The sequence below is a fragment of the Kitasatospora sp. NPDC033851 genome (assembly GCF_055576085.1).
The window spans coordinates 522,703-542,990 of sequence record NZ_JBVIRL010000002.1 but is presented as its reverse complement, the minus strand read 5'-3'; the positions used below and the strand labels follow the sequence as shown (position 1 = coordinate 542,990).

13 protein-coding genes and 1 pseudogene are annotated in these 20,288 nt (G+C 72.2%); 13 read left to right on the top strand and 1 reads right to left on the bottom strand.

Annotated features, from left to right (window positions below; all coding sequences use genetic code 11):
- Positions 1-80 precede the first annotated feature (80 nt).
- Positions 81-470, top strand: coding sequence for a VOC family protein (locus ACZ51D_RS05585; protein WP_465661286.1), 390 nt, complete (start codon positions 81-83; stop codon positions 468-470).
- A gap of 84 nt (positions 471-554) precedes the next feature.
- Positions 555-1,628 (top strand): redox-regulated ATPase YchF, encoded by a 1,074-nt coding sequence (ychF, locus tag ACZ51D_RS05580; protein ID WP_465616815.1) that lies wholly within the window; start codon positions 555-557, stop codon positions 1,626-1,628.
- An 86-nt stretch (positions 1,629-1,714) separates the two neighbouring features.
- Here ychF and ACZ51D_RS05575 read toward each other — a convergent pair.
- Positions 1,715-2,856: pseudogene (locus tag ACZ51D_RS05575) on the bottom strand (dihydrofolate reductase family protein).
- Between the two features lie 166 nt (positions 2,857-3,022).
- On the opposite strand from ACZ51D_RS05575, the gene ACZ51D_RS05570 reads away from it, so the two are divergent.
- From ACZ51D_RS05570 to ACZ51D_RS05520, 11 genes are all read left to right on the top strand, one after another.
- On the top strand, positions 3,023-3,841 hold the full coding sequence (locus ACZ51D_RS05570; RefSeq protein WP_465616817.1) for a methyltransferase domain-containing protein: 819 nt from the start codon (positions 3,023-3,025) through the stop codon (positions 3,839-3,841).
- A 148-nt stretch (positions 3,842-3,989) separates the two neighbouring features.
- Positions 3,990-5,507: a DUF4190 domain-containing protein gene (locus ACZ51D_RS05565; RefSeq protein WP_465661284.1), complete on the top strand. Its 1,518-nt coding sequence runs from the start codon at positions 3,990-3,992 to the stop codon at positions 5,505-5,507.
- 190 nt (positions 5,508-5,697) lie between these two features.
- Positions 5,698-5,919 (top strand): SPOR domain-containing protein, encoded by a 222-nt coding sequence (locus ACZ51D_RS05560; RefSeq protein ID WP_465661283.1) that lies wholly within the window; start codon positions 5,698-5,700, stop codon positions 5,917-5,919.
- 18 nt (positions 5,920-5,937) lie between these two features.
- Complete coding sequence (locus tag ACZ51D_RS05555; RefSeq protein WP_360499903.1) at positions 5,938-6,411, top strand: NUDIX domain-containing protein; 474 nt, start codon at positions 5,938-5,940, stop codon at positions 6,409-6,411.
- A gap of 138 nt (positions 6,412-6,549) precedes the next feature.
- A complete protein-coding gene (locus ACZ51D_RS05550; RefSeq protein ID WP_465661282.1) occupies positions 6,550-9,294 on the top strand; it encodes a SpoIIE family protein phosphatase in 2,745 nt (914 codons plus the stop codon).
- Positions 9,295-9,533: 239 nt separating this feature from the next.
- Positions 9,534-12,143 carry a SpoIIE family protein phosphatase gene (locus ACZ51D_RS05545; protein ID WP_396287767.1) on the top strand — a complete coding sequence of 870 codons (2,610 nt, stop codon included), beginning with the start codon at positions 9,534-9,536 and terminating at the stop codon, positions 12,141-12,143.
- Between the two features lie 150 nt (positions 12,144-12,293).
- Positions 12,294-14,084 (top strand): ABC transporter family substrate-binding protein, encoded by a 1,791-nt coding sequence (locus ACZ51D_RS05540; RefSeq protein WP_465661280.1) that lies wholly within the window; start codon positions 12,294-12,296, stop codon positions 14,082-14,084.
- A gap of 237 nt (positions 14,085-14,321) precedes the next feature.
- Entirely contained in the window at positions 14,322-16,190 is a 1,869-nt protein-coding gene (gene typA, locus ACZ51D_RS05535; protein ID WP_465616829.1) for a translational GTPase TypA, read from the top strand.
- Between the two features lie 431 nt (positions 16,191-16,621).
- Positions 16,622-18,262 carry a peptide ABC transporter substrate-binding protein gene (locus ACZ51D_RS05530; RefSeq protein WP_465616831.1) on the top strand — a complete coding sequence of 547 codons (1,641 nt, stop codon included), beginning with the start codon at positions 16,622-16,624 and terminating at the stop codon, positions 18,260-18,262.
- Between the two features lie 144 nt (positions 18,263-18,406).
- Positions 18,407-19,333, top strand: a complete 927-nt coding sequence (locus ACZ51D_RS05525) for an ABC transporter permease (protein WP_465616833.1) — start codon at positions 18,407-18,409, stop codon at positions 19,331-19,333.
- On the top strand, positions 19,326-20,270 hold the full coding sequence (locus tag ACZ51D_RS05520) for an ABC transporter permease (protein ID WP_465616835.1): 945 nt from the start codon (positions 19,326-19,328) through the stop codon (positions 20,268-20,270). The genes ACZ51D_RS05525 and ACZ51D_RS05520 overlap by 8 nt, the downstream gene beginning before the upstream one ends.
- Positions 20,271-20,288 lie beyond the last annotated feature (18 nt).

The following is a 20,288-nucleotide window of genomic DNA, read 5'->3' as shown; positions in this document are numbered from 1 at the left end:
GTGATCGTCGCTCAAGTGGGCTGATCTGCCCGGCCGAGTCGACACGGCATGTTCGTCAGGTGATGACACGGGGGCTCCGCATGACCGATTTCACGTTCGAACGACTCGACCACGTCCAGCTCGACATCCCGGCCGGAGCCGAGGACGAGTGCCGCGCGTTCTGGTCCGGCGTGCTCGGCATGGCCGAGCTGGAGAAGCCCCCGGTGCTGGCCGCCCGCGGCGGCTGCTGGTTCCGCGGCGGCGGGGTCGAGGTGCACCTGGGTGTGACCCCGGACTTCCGTCCGTCCCGCAAGGGGCACCCCGGCATCCTGGTGGGTTCGCTGGACGCGCTGGCAGAGCGCCTCACCGTGCACGGCCACGAGGTGCTCTGGGACGACAACCTGCCCGGCCACCGGCGCTTCCACGCCGCCGACAACCTGGGCAACCGGCTGGAGTTCCTGGAGCCCCGGGCGGCGGCGACCGAGGCGTGAGGCGGCGCGGGCGCTGCCCGTAGACTTGGGGGTCGGCCCGTACGGTGCCGACCCAACTCCTCCAAGCCCCCGGGACTGCGCTTCATGTCGCTCACGATCGGAATCGTCGGTCTGCCGAACGTCGGCAAGTCGACCCTGTTCAACGCCCTGACCAAGAACGACGTGCTGGCGGCCAACTACCCGTTCGCCACCATCGAGCCGAACGTCGGCGTGGTCGGCGTCCCGGACGCGCGGCTGGCCAAGCTCGCCGAGATCTTCGGCTCGCAGCGCATCCTTCCGGCCACCGTCGACTTCGTCGACATCGCCGGCATCGTGCGTGGTGCCAGCGAGGGCGAGGGCCTGGGCAACAAGTTCCTCGCCAACATCCGTGAGTCGGACGCGATCTGCCAGGTCGTGCGCGCCTTCACCGACCCGGACGTGGTGCACGTGGACGGCAAGGTGTCGCCCAAGGACGACATCGAGACCATCCACACCGAGCTGATCCTGGCCGACCTCCAGACCGTCGAGAAGGTCCTGCCGCGGCTGCAGAAGGAGGCGCGCCTCAAGAAGGACACCGCCCCGGTGCTGGCCGCCGCCGAGGCCGCGCAGGCGGTCCTGGAGACCGGCAAGACGCTCTTCGAGGCCGGCTTCGACACCACCCCGATCCGCGAGCTGCACCTGCTGACCGCCAAGCCCTTCCTCTACGTCTTCAACGTGGACGAGGACGAGCTGGCCGACGAGGACTTCAAGAACGCCCAGCGCGAGCTGGTCGCCCCGGCCGAGGCGATCTTCCTGAGCGCCAAGATCGAGTCCGAGCTGATCGAGCTCGACGACGCCGAGGCCCTGGAGCTCCTCCAGTCGATGGGCCAGGAGGAGCCCGGTCTGGCCACCCTCGCCCGGGTCGGCTTCGACACCCTCGGCCTGCAGACCTACCTGACGGCCGGCCCCAAGGAGACTCGGGCCTGGACCATCAAGAAGGGCGCCACCGCCCCCGAGGCCGCCGGTGTCATCCACACCGACTTCCAGAAGGGCTTCATCAAGGCCGAGGTGATCTCCTTCGCCGACCTGGTCGAGACCGGCTCCATCGCCGAGGCCCGCTCCAAGGGCAAGGCCCGCATCGAGGGCAAGGACTACGTCATGCAGGACGGCGACGTGGTGGAGTTCCGCTTCAACGTGTGATCATGCCGCTACTGCATGTCACCTGACTTGGCGGGTGGGCAGGCCGGAGAGGGTCGGACTCCGTGGAGTCCGACCCTCTCCTCATTTCAGCCGAGCAGGTGGGCGTTGACCGCGCGGGCGTCCTCGGCCAGCTCCGGCAGCTCGACCACCTCGACCCCGGCCGCCTCCAGCAGGGCGGTGCCCTGGCAGTCGGTGACGAACAGGTCCGGCTCGCGCCAGGCGACCACGACCCGGGGCACGCCCGCCGCGATGAGCAGCCGGGCGCACGGTACCGGCCGCGAGGCGCGCTGCCCGCAGGGCTCCAGCGAGCTGTAGACGGTCGCCCCGCGCAGCCGGGGGTCGCCGGCCGGGAGTTTGGCCAGGGCGGCCTCCTCGGCGTGGTCGTGGGCGTCCGCCTCCCGGCTGTAGCCCTCCGCCAGCACCCGGCCGTCGGCGCCGACGATCACCGCGCCGACCGAGAAGGCCGTCTCGGACGGCGGGCACTGGCGGGAGAGTTCGACGGCCCGGCGCAGGTGGTCGAGGTCGGTGGTCGCGGGGCGGTTCACGGCGCGGGCTCCTTCGGGGCGTACCTGAGCAGGACGACGTCGCCCACGGTACGTGCCTCCAGCAGGCGCATCCGCCGGGCTGGGCCGCCCGGGAAGGCGGCCGGGCGGACGAACCTGGGCGCCTCGGCCTGGCCGACCAGCAGCGGGGCGACGGCCAGCTGCAGCTCGTCCGCGAGGCCCCCGGCCAGGAACTGGGTGTGCACGCCCCCACCGCCCTCGACCATCAGCCGGCGCACTCCGCGCGCGCCCAGGTCGTCCAGCACCGCGCCGAGGTCCACCGCGCCGCCGAGCGCGACCACCTCGGCCAGCCCGTCCAGCCGGGGGCGCAGCGCCGCCGCCCCGGCGTCCGTGGTGTAGGCGAGCTTGGTGCCGCCGGTGTGCCAGAACCGCAGACCGGCGTCGAGGTCGCCGCTCGCGCTGAGGGTCACCTTCAGCGGGTACTCGGGCCGGCCCGCGGCCAGTCGGGCGGCCCGGCGGCCGGGGTCGTTGACCAGCAGGCGCGGGTTGTCGGCGCGCAGGGTGTTGCCGCCGACCAGGATCGCGTCGGCGGCGGCGCGCTCCTCGTCCACCCGGTCGAAGTCCGCGGCGTTGGAGAGCAGCAGCCGGTCGGGGGAGGCGTCGTCGAGGTGGCCGTCGAGCGAGACGGCGGCGCTCAGCAGGACGAAGGGGCGCTGGCCGGGCATGGGCGGGAACCGTTCTGTCGGGGGCGCCTCCACGGTACGGCGGGCGGGTGCGGCCGGGATGCCGCATGGTCGACATGTGAGACGGATCTTCTCGACATGCGGGACGCGAGGTAGCGTCGAGGACGTCGAGGAGAACGGAAAGCCGACCACACCCCAGGGGGATCCCATGTCCGGACCGCAGCCCTCCGCCGTCTACACCCACGGCCACCAGGAGGCGGTGCTGCGCTCGCACCGCTCCCGTACCGCCGCCGACTCGGCCGCCTACCTGCTGCCCGAACTGCGGCCCGGGCAGGCCCTGTTGGACATCGGCTGCGGGCCCGGCACGATCACCGCCGACCTGGCCGAGCTGGTCGGCCCGGACGGCCGGGTGGTGGCCGTGGACACCTCCGCCGAGGTGCTGGAGCAGGCCGCCGCGTACGTGGCCGGGCGCGGGCTGTCCAATGTCGTCTTCGAACGCGCCGACGTGCACCGACTGCCCTACCGGGACGGCGAGTTCGACGTGGTGCACGCCCACCAGGTGCTGCAGCACGTGGCCGACCCGGTGGCCGCGCTGCGCGAGATGCGGCGGGTGGCGGCCCCCGGCGGCGTGGTCGCGGCCCGGGACGTCGACTACGCCTCGATGACTTGGTTCCCCGAGGTGCCGGCGCTGGACCGGTGGCTGGAGCTGTACCGGCGGACCGCCCGTGCCAACGGCGGCGAGCCGGACGCCGGCCGGCGGCTGCTGTCCTGGGCCCGCGCGGCCGGCTTCGCGGAGGTCACCGCGAGCGCCACCACCTGGACGTACGCGACGCCCGAGCAGCGCGCCTGGTGGGGCGGGATGTGGGCGGACCGGGTGACCGGCACCGCGCTGGGCCGGACGGTGGTCGAGCGGGGCTACGCGGAGCAGGGCGAACCGGAGCGGATCGCGGCCGGCTGGCGGGAGTGGAGCGCCGCCGGGGACGGCTGGTTCTCGATGCTGCACGGCGAGGTCCTGGCCCGCGGCTGAGCGGCCGGACGGGGCCCCGGCCGGGGCGGGCGGGCGTTCGAAAAGATCGGGTAAAGTCGCGCGACCGTTCACATCCGGCCCGTTCGGGTCCGAGCCATGGTGCCGAACGCCGAGCCGATGCCCGCCCCGGCGGGTTGGGGGAGTCCACGTGTCCAAGCCTCAGTCCGAGCTGCCCGCCCCGGAGACGGAGCCGCCCGCGCGGACCGGGGCGGACGCGGGGGCGGACACCGGCGAGGCCGGGGCGGCGCCGGCGACGGGCCAGGATCCCCGGGTGGACTTCCGCAAGGAGGCCGACGAGCCCGCGGCCACCACTCCGGCCGACGCCGAGCCCGAGCCGGTGGCGGCACCCGAGCCGGTCCCGGCCGCACCCGCCGCACCCGCCCCCGTGTCCTCCGCCGACCCCTGGGCCGTGCCTGATTTCTCCGCCGTGCCCGCCGCGCCCGCCGTCACGCCCCCGCAGGCCGGGCCCCTGCCGTCGGCCGCCCCGCCCCAGCCGCCGCACCCGCTGCCCGCCGGAGGCTGGGCCTCCGTCACGCCCTCCGCCCAGTCCGGCTTCCGGCCCGGCCTGCAGCCCGGCCACCCGTCCCCGCAGCTCCCCGGCCCCGGGCACCCGTACCCGCAGTTTCCCGGCCCCGCCGCCACCAACGGCTTCGCGGTCGGCTCCCTGGTGACCGGCCTGGTCCTGGTGGCGCCGCTGGCCCTGGTGTTCGGCATCGTGGCGCTGGTCCAGATCAACCGCCGCAAGGAGCGCGGCTTCGGCATGGCGGTGACCGGGGTGGTGCTCGGCGCGATCGGCACGGTGCTGCTCTCGCTGCTGCTGGGCGCGGGGGACTTCAGCGGGGCGAACGGCGGCCGGTTCGCCCAGGCCCCGAAGGCCCCGGCCGGCTCCGTCCACTGGTCCGCCCTCAAGGCCGGCGACTGCTACAGCTCCCCCGACGGGGGATCGGTGGCCGAGGGCGACGGCGACGAGACGGTGTACTGGGTGCGCCGGGTGGCCTGCTCCGACCCGCACCACGGCGAGGTGGCCGGCACCGCCAAGTTCCCCGCGAGCAACGGCCCCTACCCGGGCGAGAGCGAGGTCCGGGAGTCGGCCGCCACGCTGTGCCGCAAGGTGCTGGACGACTACGCGCTCGACCAGTGGGCCGTCCCGGCCGGCATGGACGACGTCTACCTCTACCCGACCGCGAGCAACTGGGCGTCCGGCGAGCGGTACGCGACCTGCGCGTTCGAGGACCGCCACGACCAGCACCGGGGCACCGTCCGCACCGACCGGCGCAGCCTGACCGCGCCTCAGCTGGCCTATCTGGAGGCGCTCCGGGGCTTCAACGACGCCTACCTGGACCAGCCGAAGAAGGACGTCTCCGACGCCGAGGCCGACTACCGGAGCTGGGCCCGCACGATGGCCGCCGCCTCCCGCGCCGAGGCCGCCGCGCTCGGCGCGCCGACGACGGACTGGCCGGCCGACGTCCGGCCGAAGATCGCCAAGCTGGTCGAGGCCCAGTCGCAGGCGGCCGCGGCCTGGGACACCGCGGCCTCCGGCAACGACCCGGAGGGTGACATCCGCCGGGCCAGGGCGCTGGTGGCCAAGACGGTGCCGGTGTCCGTGGACATCCGCCGCACGCTGGGCCTGTCCACCGGCGAGCAGGTGCCCGACCTGCGGGTCTGAGCCGCTGGGGTGCGGTTACCGGCCGTTAACAACGCCCGTACCTGCCGGTAGCGAACCGCGCGTAGCGTCGCGGGTGTGCCCCCGGCCCGACCCCCACGCGAGCCGGGGGCACGACGGCGTCCGCCGTGACCGCCTCCGGGGTCGGACCCGGGGGCCTGACGCCCGGCGAAGCGCCGGATACCCTCCCGCCATGGGCACCTATCGGGTGATGCGGCAGGACGACAACGGCAACCGCTTCGTGGTCGCCGGGGACCTGGACCGCGCCGAGGCGCAGCGGCTGGCCGCCGAGTTCGAGGCCCGCGGCCACAAGCAGCTGTACTGGGTCGAGGCGCTTGGAGCGACGGAAGCGGCCGAGGCGGCGGAGTCGGCGGAGTCGGCCGAGAGCGGGAACGGCGGACCCCGGAACGCCTGAGGCCGTAGGGTCGGGGCCATGGACGCCACGCACGCCACCCACCCCGCGGGCCCGGCCGACCTCCCTGCCGCGCCCCGGATCGTGGTCGGCGGCGCGCTGGTCCACGACGGCCGGGTGCTCGCGGCCCGGCGCAGCGCGCCCGAGGCGGTGGCCGGGCGGTGGGAGTTCCCCGGCGGGAAGGCCGAGCCCGGCGAGACGGAGGCGCAGGCGCTGGAGCGCGAGCTGCTGGAGGAGCTCGGGGTCCGGGCGCGCGCGCTGTCCCGGCTGCCCGGCGCGTGGGCCGTGCGCCCCGGCCTGGAGTTGCGCTTCTGGGCCGCCGAGCTGCTGGCCGGTGAGCCGCGCGCGCTGCAGGACCACGACGCGCTGCGCTGGTTGGGCCCGGACGAGTTGGACGCGGTCGACTGGATCGACCACGACCGGGACGTGCTGCCGTACGTCGCCCGGCTGCTCACCGGCCCGGGAGCGGCGGGCGACGCGCAGTCCGCCGGGTAGGTCAATCGGACAAGACGACCCAGCGACCGGGATAGCCTGGGTTGTGCTGGGTATGTCACTTTTCGGCACCATTCGTCACCATCGGTGAGCCGCCCCAGCCGGCGACGCCGATCCCGACCAGAGCCGGAGGCCCCCTCGGTGTCGAGTACCGGGAACGGCGGCGGGGGAGAGCGGCGGGCAGCAACCGCGGGCAGCGCCGCCACGCGCGCCCGACTGCGCCGCGCCGCCCGTCCGACCGCCCCCCAGCCGTCGGCCGGCCGACGCCGCGGTACCGTCGCCGCCCCGGACACCGAGCGGCCCGCCCAGCCCGCGCCGACCCTGGCCCTCCCCGAACCGGGCGACCGGTCCGGCCTGCGCAGCCGCCCCGGCCGGCCGTTCCCCGGCGGGCCGGCTGACGCCCCGAACGGCCCCGGCGCCCCGGCCGAGGGCAGCCTGCTCGACATGCTCAAGGTCGCCATCGCGATCCTCGACACGGCGGGCCGGGTGGTGCTCTGGAGCCCCGCCGCCGAGGAACTGCTCGGCTGGCCGAACGAGCTGCTGGTCGGCCGGCGGATCGACGAGCTGATCCCCGACCAGGACCAGGTCGTCCGGATCCGGGCCGCGATCCAGGACACCCTGCGGCACGGCCGCTGGGCCGGCTACGCGGAGCTGCGCGACCGCGACGGCGAGCCGGTCGCCGTGGACACCCGGATCTCCCTCCTGGTGGACGGCGACGGCTCCCCCTTCCTGCAGGTCAGCATGGCCGAGTCGGCGGCCGTACGGGCTGTCGAGCGCGATCTCGCCGTCCGTGACGCGCTGTTCGAGCAGTCCCCGCTGGGCATCGCCATCCTGGACACCGACCTGCGCTACACCGCCGTCAACCAGACCCTCGCCGAGATGAACGGCGTCGCCCTGGAGGACCACGTCGGCCGCACCACCGGTGAGACCCTGCCCGAGCGGGCCGCCGACGAGATCACCGCCATCCAGCGCCAGGTGCTGGCCACCGGCGAGCCGGTCATCGACGTCACCCTCGCCTCCCCGGTCACCACCCGGGCCGGCTACCGCTCGATCTCCTACAGCCGGATGACCGACCGCTCCGGCCGGGTGCTCGGCATCTCCGGCACCGTGATGGACGTGACCGAGCGCTACCGGGCCGTCGCCAAGGTCGAGCACGCCCGCCGCCGGCTCTCGCTGCTCAACGAGTTCGGCTCCCGGGTCGGCGACCTGCTGGACGCCTCCCGGATCGCCCAGGAGCTGGCCGGCTCGGTCGTTCCCCGGCTCACCGACCACTCGGCTGTGATCCTGCTCCAGGCCGTCGCGCACGGTGACGACCTGCCCCGGCACGGCCACGACCGGCGCACCTCGCTCCTCCAGCTCGGCACCGCCTCCGTCCAGGACGGCCCCGAGGTCGACGTGATGCTGCGCCGCGGCGCCCGGATCACCTTCGCCGAGGACTCCGCCTGCGGCCGGGTGCTGCGCACCGGCGTGCCCGAACTGCTCTCCGGCGCCGACCAGCTGGACGACGTCACCTACCCCGGCGACCCGAAGATGCAGGCCGGCCGGGACCTCGGCGTGCACTCGATGCTGGTCGTCCCGCTGCGCGCCCGCGGCATCGTGATCGGCCTGCTGCTGGTCAGCCGGGCCGGCTACCGCGAGGGCTTCGACCGGGACGACCTGGCCTTCACCGTCGAACTCGCCGACCGGGCCGGCAGCTCGCTCGACAACGCCCGCCTCTACGCCCGCGAGCGCACCGCCGCGCTCACCCTCCAGCGCACCCTGCTCCCGCAGCAGGTCCCGCAGCCCACCGGCGTCGAGGTCGCCTACCGGTACGTGCCCGGCAGCAGCGGCACCGAGGTCGGCGGTGACTGGTTCGACGTCATCCCGCTGCCCGGCGACCGCACCGCGCTGGTGGTCGGCGACGTGATGGGCCACGGACTGCGGGCCGCCGCCACCATGGGCCGACTGCGCACCGCCGTCCGGGTGCTGGCCGCCCTCGACCTGCCGCCGGACGTCCTGCTGCGGCACGTCCACGAACTGGCCGACGACCTCGCCCAGGGCCCGGACGAGGCGCTGCTCGCCACCTGCGTCTACGCGGTCTTCGACCCGGCGACGGCCCGGCTGACCGTCGCCAAGGCCGGGCACATCCCACCGGTGCTGGTGGTGCCGGGTCAGGAGAGCGATGAGCCGACCCGTACCGGCGGTCCGCTGCCCGGCGGCGCCGGCCGGATCCTCGACCTGCCCTCCGGCGCCCCGCTCGGGGTGGGCGGAGTCCCGTTCGAATCGGTCGAACTGAAGATCCCCGAGGGCAGCCTGCTCGCGCTGTGCACCGACGGCCTGGTCGAGTCCCGGGACAAGGACCTGGACGTCGGCCTCGGCCGACTGGTCACCGTCCTCCAGGAGCCGCACGCCTCCATCCAGGCCGCCTGCGAGGCGGTGCTCGACACCATGGAGCAGGGCCGCGAGCCGGACGACGTCGCGCTGCTGCTGGCCAGGCTGGGGCACGGCCAGGCCGGCACCCCGACGGCCGGCTGGACGCTGCCGGCCGAGCCCACCGCCGTCTCCCGGGCCCGCCGGCTGGTCCGCGCCACGCTCACCGAGTGGGGCGTCGAGGCGCTCACCGACACCGCCGAGCTGCTGGTCAGCGAGCTGGTCACGAACGCCGTCCGGTACGCCAGCGCCCCCATCGGGGTACGGCTGACGCTCGGCGAGACGCTGCTGGTCGAGATCTCCGACCCGCTGCCCGACCCGCCCCGGGAGCGGCACGCGGCCGAGGCCGACGAGGGCGGCCGGGGCCTGGAGCTGGTCCGCCGGCTGGCGCTGCGCTGGGGCGCCCGGGCCGAGGGCATCGGCAAGGTGGTCTGGTTCGAGCAGGCGCTGCCGGGTAATGAGCTCGACGAGTCGTGACTCGACGACCGCCGGACGAAACGCCAGGAGAGCGGTGCCGCATATGCCATCGGGGGGCCTGGGGGAGCGCGCGCCCCGGCAGGGGGCGCGAGCGTGGCATTGTGGTGGCGCGGGCGGTAGGACAAAAACCTTCGCCCGATCTGATGTTGTGATGTTGAGGGCGTGTGAACGTACCCCTCGATGATGAATACTCGGTCTTCTCGACATCCGGACGGTCGCGGGTTGGAGGGGTCGGTCCGTTGAACAGCACTCCGGCGCGGAACGCGCCGAGCAGCAGCGGTCATGCCGCTGTACCCGGGCAGGCCGGCTCGTTGCACCTGCCCGTACCGGCGGCCCCGCCGGAGGGTGAGATCGCGAGCCGCGGCGCCCACCCCGTCGCCGAGGCCCAACCATGGGGCGTCGGCGACCCTGGCTCGATCTACGACTACATCCGGGTCGCGACCTTCGCGATCGGCCCGGACGGGCGGATCAGCCAGTGGAGCGAACGCGCCGCCGAGTTCTTCGGCGTCCCGGCCGCCGATGCCGTCGGCGCCGACCCGATCGCCACCTTCGTCCCCCGCGAGCTCTGGCAGCGCGGCCGCACCCGGCTGGAGCGCACCCTGGCCGGCGAGGAGTGGGTCGGCACCACCCCCTACCGGGACGCCGACGGCGGCGAGGGCCTCGCCGAGCTCTACCTGATGCCCGACAGCGCCCTGCCCACCGCGGGCGCCACCTGCCTGGCCGTCGACCTCGGACGGCTACGCCGGATCGAGACCGACCTCGCCGCCTCCGAGGCCGTCTTCGGACAGACCCCCACCGGCTTCGTGCTGTTCGACGGCCGGCTGCGCCTGCAGCGGGTCAACGACTCCTTCGCCTCCGGCATGGGCCTGGTCCCCACCGACCTCGAGGGACTCACCCCGCACGACCTCTTCCCGCCGTCCGAGGCCGACCGGCTCAGCGCCGCCCTGCGCAAGGTCCTCGCCACCGGCGAGCCCGTCTTCGACCTGCGCTTCCACGGCGCCGTCCCGACCCGCGAGGGCAACCGGCTGTGGGCCGTCTCCCTGTACCGCCTCAACGGCGCCGCCGGGCAGCCGATGGGCGTGGCCGGGCAGGTCTCCGACGTCACCAGCCGGCACGTCGCCGAGCGCGAGGCCGACGGCGTGCGCCGCAACCTCGCCCTGCTCAACGAGGCCAGCGCGCACATCGGCTCCACGCTCGACCTGGAGACCACCGCCAAGGAACTGCTGGACGTCGTCGTCCCGCCGTTCTGCGACCTCGCCACCGTCGACCTCTACACCGCGCTGCTCTCCGGCGAGACCGTCCCCAGCGCCGGCCGGCTCGGCGACACCGTGCTCACCGACGGCAGCGGCGAACTGCGCCGGGTCGCCGTCTCCAGCGTCGTCGGCGGCGCCTCCTCGGTGCTCGGCTCGGTCACCGGGCTGCCCATCGCCGAGGCCGGCGGCACCCTCTGTTACCCGCGCCGCTCCCCGCACGCCCGGGCGCTGCGCACCGGCCGCAGCGTCGTCCCCGAGCCCGGCCCCGACCCGCTGATGCGCTCCACCCTGATCGTCCCGCTGGTCGCCCGCGACCAGGTGCTCGGCCTCGTCCAGCTCTCCCGGGCGATCGGCAGCGAGCCCTTCGACGCCCGCGACGTCGCGATCGCCGAAGAGCTCGTCGCCCGCGCCGCCGTCTGCATCGACAACGCCCGGCTCTACCGCCGCGAGCACGAGCGGGCGCTGATCCTCCAGCGCAGCCTGCTGCCCCCGGGCAACCCGGCCGCCAGCGGCCTGGAGATCGCCTGCCGCTACCTGCCGAGCAACAACAACACCGAGGTCGGCGGCGACTGGTTCGACGTCATCCCGCTGCCCGGCAACCGCACCGCGCTGGTCATCGGCGACGTGATGGGCCGCGGCCTGCGCGCCGCCGTCGCCATGGGCCAGCTGCGCACCGCCGTCCGCACCCTGGCCATGCTCGACCTGGAGCCGGGCGAGGTGCTCACCGCCCTCGACGAGATCGCCCGCGGCCTCGGTGACGACTCCGTGCCGGCCGGACCGCCCACCCCGTACGGGCGGCTCACCTCGACCGCCGACGAGGAGGCCCGCGAGGTCTACCTGGCGACCTGCGTCTACGCGGTCTTCGACGCCGTCAGCCGGCGCTGCTGGATCGCCAACGCCGGCCACCTGCCGCCGGTGCTGCTCAGCCCCGGCGAGGGCGCCCGGATGCTCGACGTGCCGCCCGGACTGCCGCTCGGCGTCGGCGGCGAGCCCTTCGAGGAAGTCGAGTTCGAACTCCCGGACGGCTCCGTCCTCGGCCTGTACACCGACGGCCTGGTGGAGAGCCGCAAGCACCAGCTGGACGAGGGCCTGCGCGCCTTCCGTACGGCGCTCTCCGCCGAGGGCAAGGGCCTGGAGGACCTCTGCGACCACGTGCTCGGCGAGCTCAACCCGCACCACGGCGAGGACGACATCGCCCTGCTGATGGCCAAGGTGCACGCGTTCCCCGAGGACGCCGTCGGCAACTGGTACCTGCCGCCCGAGCCCACCTCCGTCGCCAAGGCCCGCGAGCTGGCCTGCAGCTGGCTGCTGGCCCGGGGACTGGACGAGCTGGTCGACACCACCGAGCTGCTGGTCAGCGAGCTGGTCACCAACGCGCTCAAGCACGGGCGCGGTGAGATCCGGCTGCGGCTGCTGCGCGAGCGCGGCCTGGTCTGCGAGGTCTGGGACGACGGCTACGCCCAGCCCCGGCAGCGGCGCGCCCAGGAGACCGACGAGGGCGGGCGCGGCCTGCAGCTGGTCAGCCTGCTGGCCGAGCGCTGGGGCAGCCGGCGCACGCCGAAGGGCAAGATCGTCTGGTTCGAGCTGGCGCTGTAGCCGCCCCGGGAGTCGACCGGGTCGGCCGGGCCGCGGGGTCGGCCGCGCCGTACCGGTCGGGCCGTAAGGATTGGGCCGTAAGGGTGCAGTCGCCCCCGGCCCGCCGTGTCGGTGCGGGCCGGGCCGGGCGGGCGGCGTTCGATGGCCGCCATGCGCGTCCGCCAGCTCACCGCCGCAGCCGCCGCGCTGCTGCTCGCCGCCGGTCTCGGCGGCTGCTCCGACGACCCCGCCCCCACCCGCACCCCGGCCCCCGCGCCGTCCTCGGCCGACCCCACCGCCACCACCGGGGACGTCCGGCTCGCCGACCGCTCCGCCGTCCGGGACGGCGGCACGCTGCGCTGGGCGGTGGACGGCGTCCCGGCCACGCTGAACGTCTACCAGGGCGCGGCGACCGCCGACTCGGCGCTGGTCGCCCACGCGCTGTACCCCTCGCTGTTCCGCCCCGACGGGCACGGCCGGCTCGAACCCGACCCGGACTACCTGACGAGCGCGGAGTCCACGCCGCCCGGGCAGCAGCCGCAGGTGGTCACCTACCGGCTCAACCCGCACGCCGTCTGGAGCGACGGCACCCCGCTGTCGGCCGCCGACCTCGCCGCCCAGCGGGCCGCCCTCTCCGGCCTCAACCCGGCCTACCGGGGCGGGCACCCGGCCGGGTACGACGCCGTCGACTCGGTCGCCCGGGGCACCGACCCGTACGAGGTGCGGGTCACCTTCCGGCGGCCGTACGCCGAGTGGCGTTCGCTGTTCGGGCCGCTCTACCCGGCGGCCGAGACGGGCACGCCGGACGCCTTCAACCGGGCGCTGACCGGTGGCGGCCACCCGAGCGCCGGGCCGTACACCGTCTCCCGGTACGACGCCGAGGGCGGGCAGGTCACCGTGACGCGCAACCCGCTCTGGTGGGGGGACGCGCCGAAGGCCGACCGGATCGACTTCCTCGCCGCCCCGCCCGAGCAGCGGCTGGACGCGCTCGACCAGGACCGGCTGGACATCGCCCCGCTCACCGCGGCGGTGGACCGGGCGGTGCCGGCGCCCACCGGGTCCACCCCGGCGGCGGCTCCGCCCGCCGCGGCACCCGAGGCGGCGGCGACGGCGCTGCGGCGCGCCGAGTCGCTGCCCGGCGTCACCGTGCACCGGGCGGCCGCCGCCTCGCTCACCCAGCTCACCGTCAACGCCGCCCGCGGTCCGCTCACCGACCCGGCCGTGCGCCGCGCCCTCGGCCGCGCCGTCGACCGGCGGCGGATCGCCGACGCCGCGCTCACCCCGCTCGGCCTGCCCGCCGCGCCGCTCGGCAGCCACCTGCTCGCCGCAGACCAGGAGGGCTACCGCGACAACAGTGCGGCGGCCGGCCCGGCGGACGCGGCCCGGCTGCTGGACGGGGCGGGCTGGAAACGGCCCGCCGGCCGGGGCACCCGGACCAAGGACGGCAAGGAGCTCGCCCTCACGCTGCTCGTCCCGGCCGGCTCGGCCACCGCCAGGCGCACCGCCGACGCGCTCACCGCCGACCTCGCGGAGTCCGGGATCGCCCTGAAGCCGGTGACGGTGCCCGCCGAGACCTTCGTCCGGGACCGTCTGGCCGCCGGGGACTACGACCTCGCGCTCTTCTCCTGGCCGGCCGGCCCCAGTCCGGCGAGCGAGCAGCGCCCCGCCTACGCCAAACCCCGGCCCGATCCCGACGGCGCGCTCGACCCAGGCACCAACTACGGCCGCAGCGGCACCGAGGAGATCGACCGGCTGTTCGACCGGGCCTCGGCCGAACTGGACCCGACGGCCCGGCTGGACCTGCTGCAGGAGGCGGACGTACGGATCTGGCAGCTCGGGCACTCGGTGCCGCTGTACCAGCGCCCCGAGCTGGTCGGCGTCCGGGAGGGCGTGGCGGGCGCGGGAGCCTTCGGCTTCGGCTGGCCGCGCTTCCAGGACGTGGGGTGGATCCGGGTCCCGTAGGGCTGCCGGAGGGTGAACAGTGTGTGACCCAGCTGTGATCTTGGTCCCGCCCGACCTGCTCGTTTCCGCCCATCTGGGCGCTTCCCCGTACGATAGGAGGAAGCCGAGGCATGTCCATTGCCCGGCGGGTGGACCGGTAGTAGCAGGCGGAACGGGCGGCGGCGATCGATAGGGATCGCAAGTGCGCGTCACGCAGCCGGGCGCCGCAACCCACGATTCCGGGAGAATCAGCAAGGCATGCCCACGCGCAACGACATCCGTAACGTCGCCATCGTCGCCCACGTCGACCACGGCAAGACCACCCTGGTCGACGCCATGCTGAAGCAGGCCGGCGCCTTCGCCGCCCACCAGCAGCTCGACGACCGCATGATGGACTCGAACGACCTGGAGCGCGAGAAGGGCATCACCATTCTCGCGAAGAACACCGCCGTCAAGTACCACCCCAAGGAGGGTGGCGCGCCGGTCACGATCAACATCATCGACACCCCGGGCCACGCCGACTTCGGTGGCGAGGTCGAGCGCGGCCTGTCGATGGTCGACGCGGTCGTGCTGCTGGTCGACGCCTCCGAGGGTCCGCTGCCGCAGACCCGCTTCGTGCTGCGCAAGGCGCTGACGGCCAAGCTGCCGGTCATCCTGTGCATCAACAAGACCGACCGTGCGGACTCCCGGATCGACGAGGTCATCAACGAGACCTACGACCTCTTCCTGGACCTCGACGCCACCGAGGAGCAGATCGAGTTCCCGATCGTCTACGCCTGTGCGCGTGACGGCGTCGCCTCGATGACCAAGCCGGAGGACGGCACCGTGCCGGCCGACAGCGACTCGCTGGAGCCGTTCTTCTCCACCATCCTGGCGCACGTCCCGGCCCCGACCTACGACGAGGGCGCACCGCTCCAGGCGCACGTCACCAACCTGGACGCCGACAACTTCCTCGGCCGTATCGCGCTCTGCCGTGTCGAGCAGGGAGAGCTGCGCAAGGGCCAGCAGGTCGCGTGGATGAAGCGGGACGGCTCGGTCCAGCAGGTCAAGATCACCGAGCTGCTGATGACCGAGGCGCTCACCCGCAAGCCGGCCGAGGTGGCCGGCCCCGGCGACATCTGCGCCGTCGCGGGTATCCCGGACATCATGATCGGTGAGACCCTGGCCGACCTGGAGAACCCGGTCGCGCTGCCGCTCATCACGGTGGACGAGCCGGCCATCTCGATGGTCATCGGCACCAACACCTCGCCGCTGGTGGGCAAGGGCGGCAAGGGCCACAAGGTCACCGCCCGCATGGTGAAGGACCGCCTGGACCGCGAGCTGATCGGTAACGTCTCGCTGCGCGTGCTGCCGACCGAGCGTCCGGACGCCTGGGAGGTCCAGGGCCGTGGCGAGCTGGCGCTGGCCATCCTGGTCGAGACCATGCGCCGGGAGCTGTTCGAGCTGACCGTCGGCAAGCCGCAGGTCGTCACCAAGGTCATCAACGGCAAGGTGCACGAGCCGGTCGAGCGGATGACCATCGACAGCCCCGAGGAGTACCTCGGCGCCATCACCCAGCTGATGGCGACCCGCAAGGGCCGCATGGAGACCATGACGAACCACGGCTCCGGCTGGGTCCGCATGGAGTTCATCGTCCCGTCGCGTGGCCTGATCGGCTTCCGGACCCAGTTCCTGACGGACACCCGTGGCACGGGTATCGCGCACAGCATCTTCGAGGGCCACGAGCCGTGGTTCGGCGAGCTGCGGATGCGCAACAACGGTTCGCTGGTGGCGGACCGCGCGGGCGTCGTGACGCCGTTCGCGATGATGGGCATCCAGGAGCGCGGCACGCTGTTCGTCGAGCCCACCACCGAGGTGTACGAGGGCATGATCGTCGGCGAGAACTCGCGCCAGGACGACATGGACATCAACATCACCAAGGAGAAGAAGCTCACCAACATGCGTGCGGCCTCCTCCGACACCACGGAGAACCTGGTCCCGCCGCGCAAGCTCTCGCTGGAGCAGTCGCTGGAGTTCTGCCGCGAGGACGAGTGCATCGAGGTGACCCCGGAGACGGTTCGCATCCGTAAGGTCGTCCTGGACCAGAAGGACCGCGGACGCACTGCCTCGCGTGCCAAGAAGGCGTGATCCGGACGCACTGAACGGCCATTGGCCGGAATGATTCGCCCCCCTTTCCATTGGAGAGGGGGGCGAACTTTTTCAACTACTCCAAGTTGCCGGGGCCGCTATTAACCGAATAACGCTCATCACATCGAGGTGTCCGCTGAGCGGACGCGACGGTTCGTCATGCATGACGACTGTCCGTTTGGTACCTGTCTGGCTATGTCTCAAATGTCCGGTTTTCGAAACTTACCGACTGTTCATGTGACCTAATTGAGATCGTCACTGGTCACTTTCGTGTCCGTGCGTGACGGATAGTGGGTGCAGTCAGGCTCGGGTCAAGGGTGAACGCGCAGGGGTGCGCGCCGAAACCACGAGCGCGGACGGCACAGCGGGTCGGTGAGAACCGTTTCCGCAGTGCTCTCCTCGTTGCAACGTCGAATTCAGGAGGCACACCGATGCGTGGTGGGAGCCAGGCCAAGTGGGTTGTCGCAGCTGTTGCGGTCGCCCTTGCCGCGACTGCTTGTAGCAGCAGCAGCGACTCCTCCAGCGGGGGCAGCTCCGATGGTGCGGTCAACGCCCAGGGCGTCTTCAGCTACCAGAGCGCCGAGCCGCAGCGTCCGCTGCAGCCGGCGAACGCCATGGAGAACCAGGGCGGACGTATCGTCAAGCAGCTCTTCACGGGCCTCGTCGACTACGACCCCGCGACCGGTGCCCTGCGCAACCAGGTGGCCGACAAGATCGAGACCACCGATGCCAAGACCTACACCGTCACGCTGAAGTCCGGTTGGACCTTCCACGACGGCACCCCGGTCACCGCCAAGTCCTTCGTGAACTCGTGGAACTGGTCGGCCAACCCGGCGAACAACCAGATCAACTCGGACTGGTTCTCGGACATCGTCGGCTACGACGCGGTCCACCCGGACAAGGACAAGGGCGACCCGACGGCGAAGGAGATGTCGGGCCTCAAGGTCATCGACGACACTCACTTCACCATCGAACTGACCAGCACCGTCTCGTACTTCACGTACAAGCTCGGCTACTCGGCCTTCTTCCCGCTGCCCGAGGGCTTCTTCGCGGACCCGAAGGGCTACGGCGAGAAGCCGATCGGCAACGGCCCCTACAAGTTCGTCTCGTGGGAGCACAACAAGGCCATCACGCTGGCCGCCTACGACAAGTACACGGGCAGCAACAAGCCGAAGAACGGCGGAATCGTCTTCCGCAACTACACCTCGCCCGAGGCCGCGTACAAGGACCTGATGTCCGACACGCTGGACGTGCTGGACCAGGTCGACTCGACCGACCTGCCGAAGTACAAGGACGACCTGGGCAAGCGCGCCGTCGACCAGGCGCAGGGTGCCATCCAGAACATCTCCTTCGCGCTGTACAACGCGGAGTGGAGCGACCCGGCCAAGGCCAAGGTCCGCCAGGGTCTCTCGATGGCGATCGACCGCGACACCATCACCAAGACCGTGCTGAACAACAGCCGTCAGCCCGCCGACTCGTTCGTGGCGCCGGGCGTCATGGGCTACAAGGCCGGCACCTGCGGCGACGCCTGCAAGTACGACCCGGTCAAGGCGAAGCAGCTGATCGCCGAGGGCAACGGCGTCCCGGGCAACAAGATCGGCATCATCTACAACTCCGATGGCGGTCACAAGGAGTGGGTGGACGCGGTCTGCAACTCGATCCGCCAGGCGACCGGCGTCGAGTGCGTCGGTGACCCGAAGCCCGACTTCAAGACCTCTCGTGACATCATCACCAAGAAGACCGTCCCGAGCATGATGCGTACCGGCTGGGTGCAGGACTACCCGCTGAACGCCAACTTCCTGCGCGACGTCTACGGCACCGGTGCCTCGGCCAACGACGCCGGCTACTCGAGCGCCGAGTTCGACAAGCTGTCGCACGAGGCCGACGCCGCCACCTCGGTCGAGAAGACCGCCGACCTGTACCAGCAGGCCGAGGCCGTTCTGGCCAAGGACATGCCGGCGATCCCGCTCTGGTACTACAAGACCAACTCGGGTTACTCCAACAAGGTCCAGAACGTCAAGTTCAACTCCTTCGGCGACCCGGTCTACACCGACGTCGAGGTCAAGAAGTAGTAATCGGTCGGCACCGCCTGACCCGGTGACAACGGCCGGTGCCCGTCCCATCCCCACAAGGGCGAGGACTGGCACCGGCCGTTGGCACGCCGACTTATCTCTGGCCGGGTTGACGGGCCCGGCAGAGTCATACATGGAGGCACGATGGGGCGCTTTGTCGCGAGGCGACTGCTCCAGATGATTCCGGTGTTCCTCGGAACGACCGCACTCATCTTTTTCATGGTGCACTTGCTGCCCGGTGATCCGGTGGCAGCGTTGTGGGGCGACAAGGCGCCGGACCCGGTGCAGCTCGCCGCCCTGAAGCACCAGCAGGGACTCGACCAGCCGCTGCTGCAGCAGTACTTCTCCTACATGGGGAAGCTGTTCACCGGCGACTTCGGTACCTCTCTGGACGGCCGACCGGTGCTCGACAAGATCACCGAGGCGCTGCCTGTCACGATCCGGCTGGCGCTGTTCGCGTTCGGCATCGAGATCGTGCTCGGCATCGGCATCGGACTGTTCGCCGGTCTGCGTCGCGGCAAGGCGTTCGACAAGGGCGCGTTGGTCATGACGCTGCTGCTGATCTCGATCCCGGTCCCCGTGCTGGGCTTCATCTTCCAGACGGTCTTCGCGAACAACCTCAAGTGGGTCACCCCGACGGTCCAGGACTCGAACGACATCACCCAGCTGGTGCTGCCGGCCTTCGTCCTCGGCTCGCTGTCGCTGGCCTACGTCGCGCGTCTCACCCGTACCTCCATAGCCGAGAACACCAAGGCCGACTACGTCCGCACCGCGGTGGCCAAGGGCCTGCCGCGCCGGAAGGTCATCGGCACCCACCTGCTGCGCAACTCGATGATCCCGGTGGTCACCTTCCTCGGTACCGACCTCGGCTCCCTGATGGGCGGTGCGATCGTCACCGAAGGCATCTTCAACGTGAAGGGTGTCGGCAACGCGCTCTACCACGCCATCAACATGAAGGAGGGCGCGACCGTCTCCGGTTTCGTCGCCTTCCTGGTGCTCGTGTACCTGGCCGCCGGCCTGATCGTCGACCTGCTTTACGCGGTCCTGGACCCGAGGATCCGTTATGCCTGACCTGACCGAGAAGACCGCCGGGGACAACATCCCGGCCCAGCGCACCGCGGACACCCCCGCGCCGAAGCCGGAGAAGCCCCGCAGCCTCGGCTCGGACGCCTGGCACGACCTGCGCCGCAAGCCGATCTTCGTGATCTCCGCGCTGTTGATCCTGCTGCTGATCGTCATCGCGATCGCGCCGGGTCTGTTCACCTCGGTGGACCCGCGCGCCGGCGACCTGCGCAACCACTACCTGACGAAGCCGAACTACAGCCACTTCTTCCAGGCCGACTGGTTCGGTTACGACCTCCAGGGACGCAGCCTCTACGCCCGCGTCATCTACGGCGCCCGCGCCTCGGTCGTGGTCGGCATCACCGTCACCGCGGGTGTGACCATCTTCGGTGGCATCACCGGCATGCTCGCCGGCTACTTCGGCGGCTGGATCGACACGATCATCTCCCGGATCACCGACATCTTCTTCGGTATCCCGCTGCTGCTCGGTGCCCTGGTGATCCTGAACGCCTTCACCTCGCGCACCATCTGGAGCGTCGTCTTCGCCCTGGTCGCCCTGGGGTGGACCCAGATGACCCGCGTGATGCGCGGCTCGGTCATCACGGTCAAGCAGGCCGACTTCGTGACCGCGGCCAAGGCGCTCGGCGCCGGCACCAGCCGGATCCTGCTCAAGCACATCCTGCCGAACGCGATCGCCCCGGTGATCGTCGTCGCCACCATCGCGCTCGGCGGCTACATCGCCACCGAGGCGACGCTGAGCTTCCTCGGTATCGGTCTGCAGGACCCGACCATCTCCTGGGGTATCGACATCAACTCGGCCCAGAAGGTGATCCGGACGGCGCCGTTCGCGCTGTTCTTCCCCGCCGGAATGCTCAGCATCACGGTGCTGGCCTTCATCATGCTCGGCGACGCGGTGCGCGACGCCCTCGACCCGAAGCTCCGCTGAGAGAAGAGGTGACGACCC

Excerpts from the sequence above, each read along its gene's own strand:
- ACZ51D_RS05585 (WP_465661286.1), top strand. The coding sequence starts at position 81 with ATGACCGATTTCACGTTCGAACGACTCGACCACGTCCAGCTCGACATC.
- ychF (WP_465616815.1), top strand. The coding sequence starts at position 555 with ATGTCGCTCACGATCGGAATCGTCGGTCTGCCGAACGTCGGCAAGTCG.
- ACZ51D_RS05570 (WP_465616817.1), top strand. The coding sequence starts at position 3,023 with ATGTCCGGACCGCAGCCCTCCGCCGTCTACACCCACGGCCACCAGGAG.
- ACZ51D_RS05560 (WP_465661283.1), top strand. The coding sequence starts at position 5,698 with ATGGGCACCTATCGGGTGATGCGGCAGGACGACAACGGCAACCGCTTC.
- ACZ51D_RS05555 (WP_360499903.1), top strand. The coding sequence starts at position 5,938 with ATGGACGCCACGCACGCCACCCACCCCGCGGGCCCGGCCGACCTCCCT.
- ACZ51D_RS05540 (WP_465661280.1), top strand. The coding sequence starts at position 12,294 with ATGCGCGTCCGCCAGCTCACCGCCGCAGCCGCCGCGCTGCTGCTCGCC.
- typA (WP_465616829.1), top strand. The coding sequence starts at position 14,322 with ATGCCCACGCGCAACGACATCCGTAACGTCGCCATCGTCGCCCACGTC.
- ACZ51D_RS05530 (WP_465616831.1), top strand. The coding sequence starts at position 16,622 with ATGCGTGGTGGGAGCCAGGCCAAGTGGGTTGTCGCAGCTGTTGCGGTC.
- ACZ51D_RS05525 (WP_465616833.1), top strand. The coding sequence starts at position 18,407 with ATGGGGCGCTTTGTCGCGAGGCGACTGCTCCAGATGATTCCGGTGTTC.
- ACZ51D_RS05520 (WP_465616835.1), top strand. The coding sequence starts at position 19,326 with ATGCCTGACCTGACCGAGAAGACCGCCGGGGACAACATCCCGGCCCAG.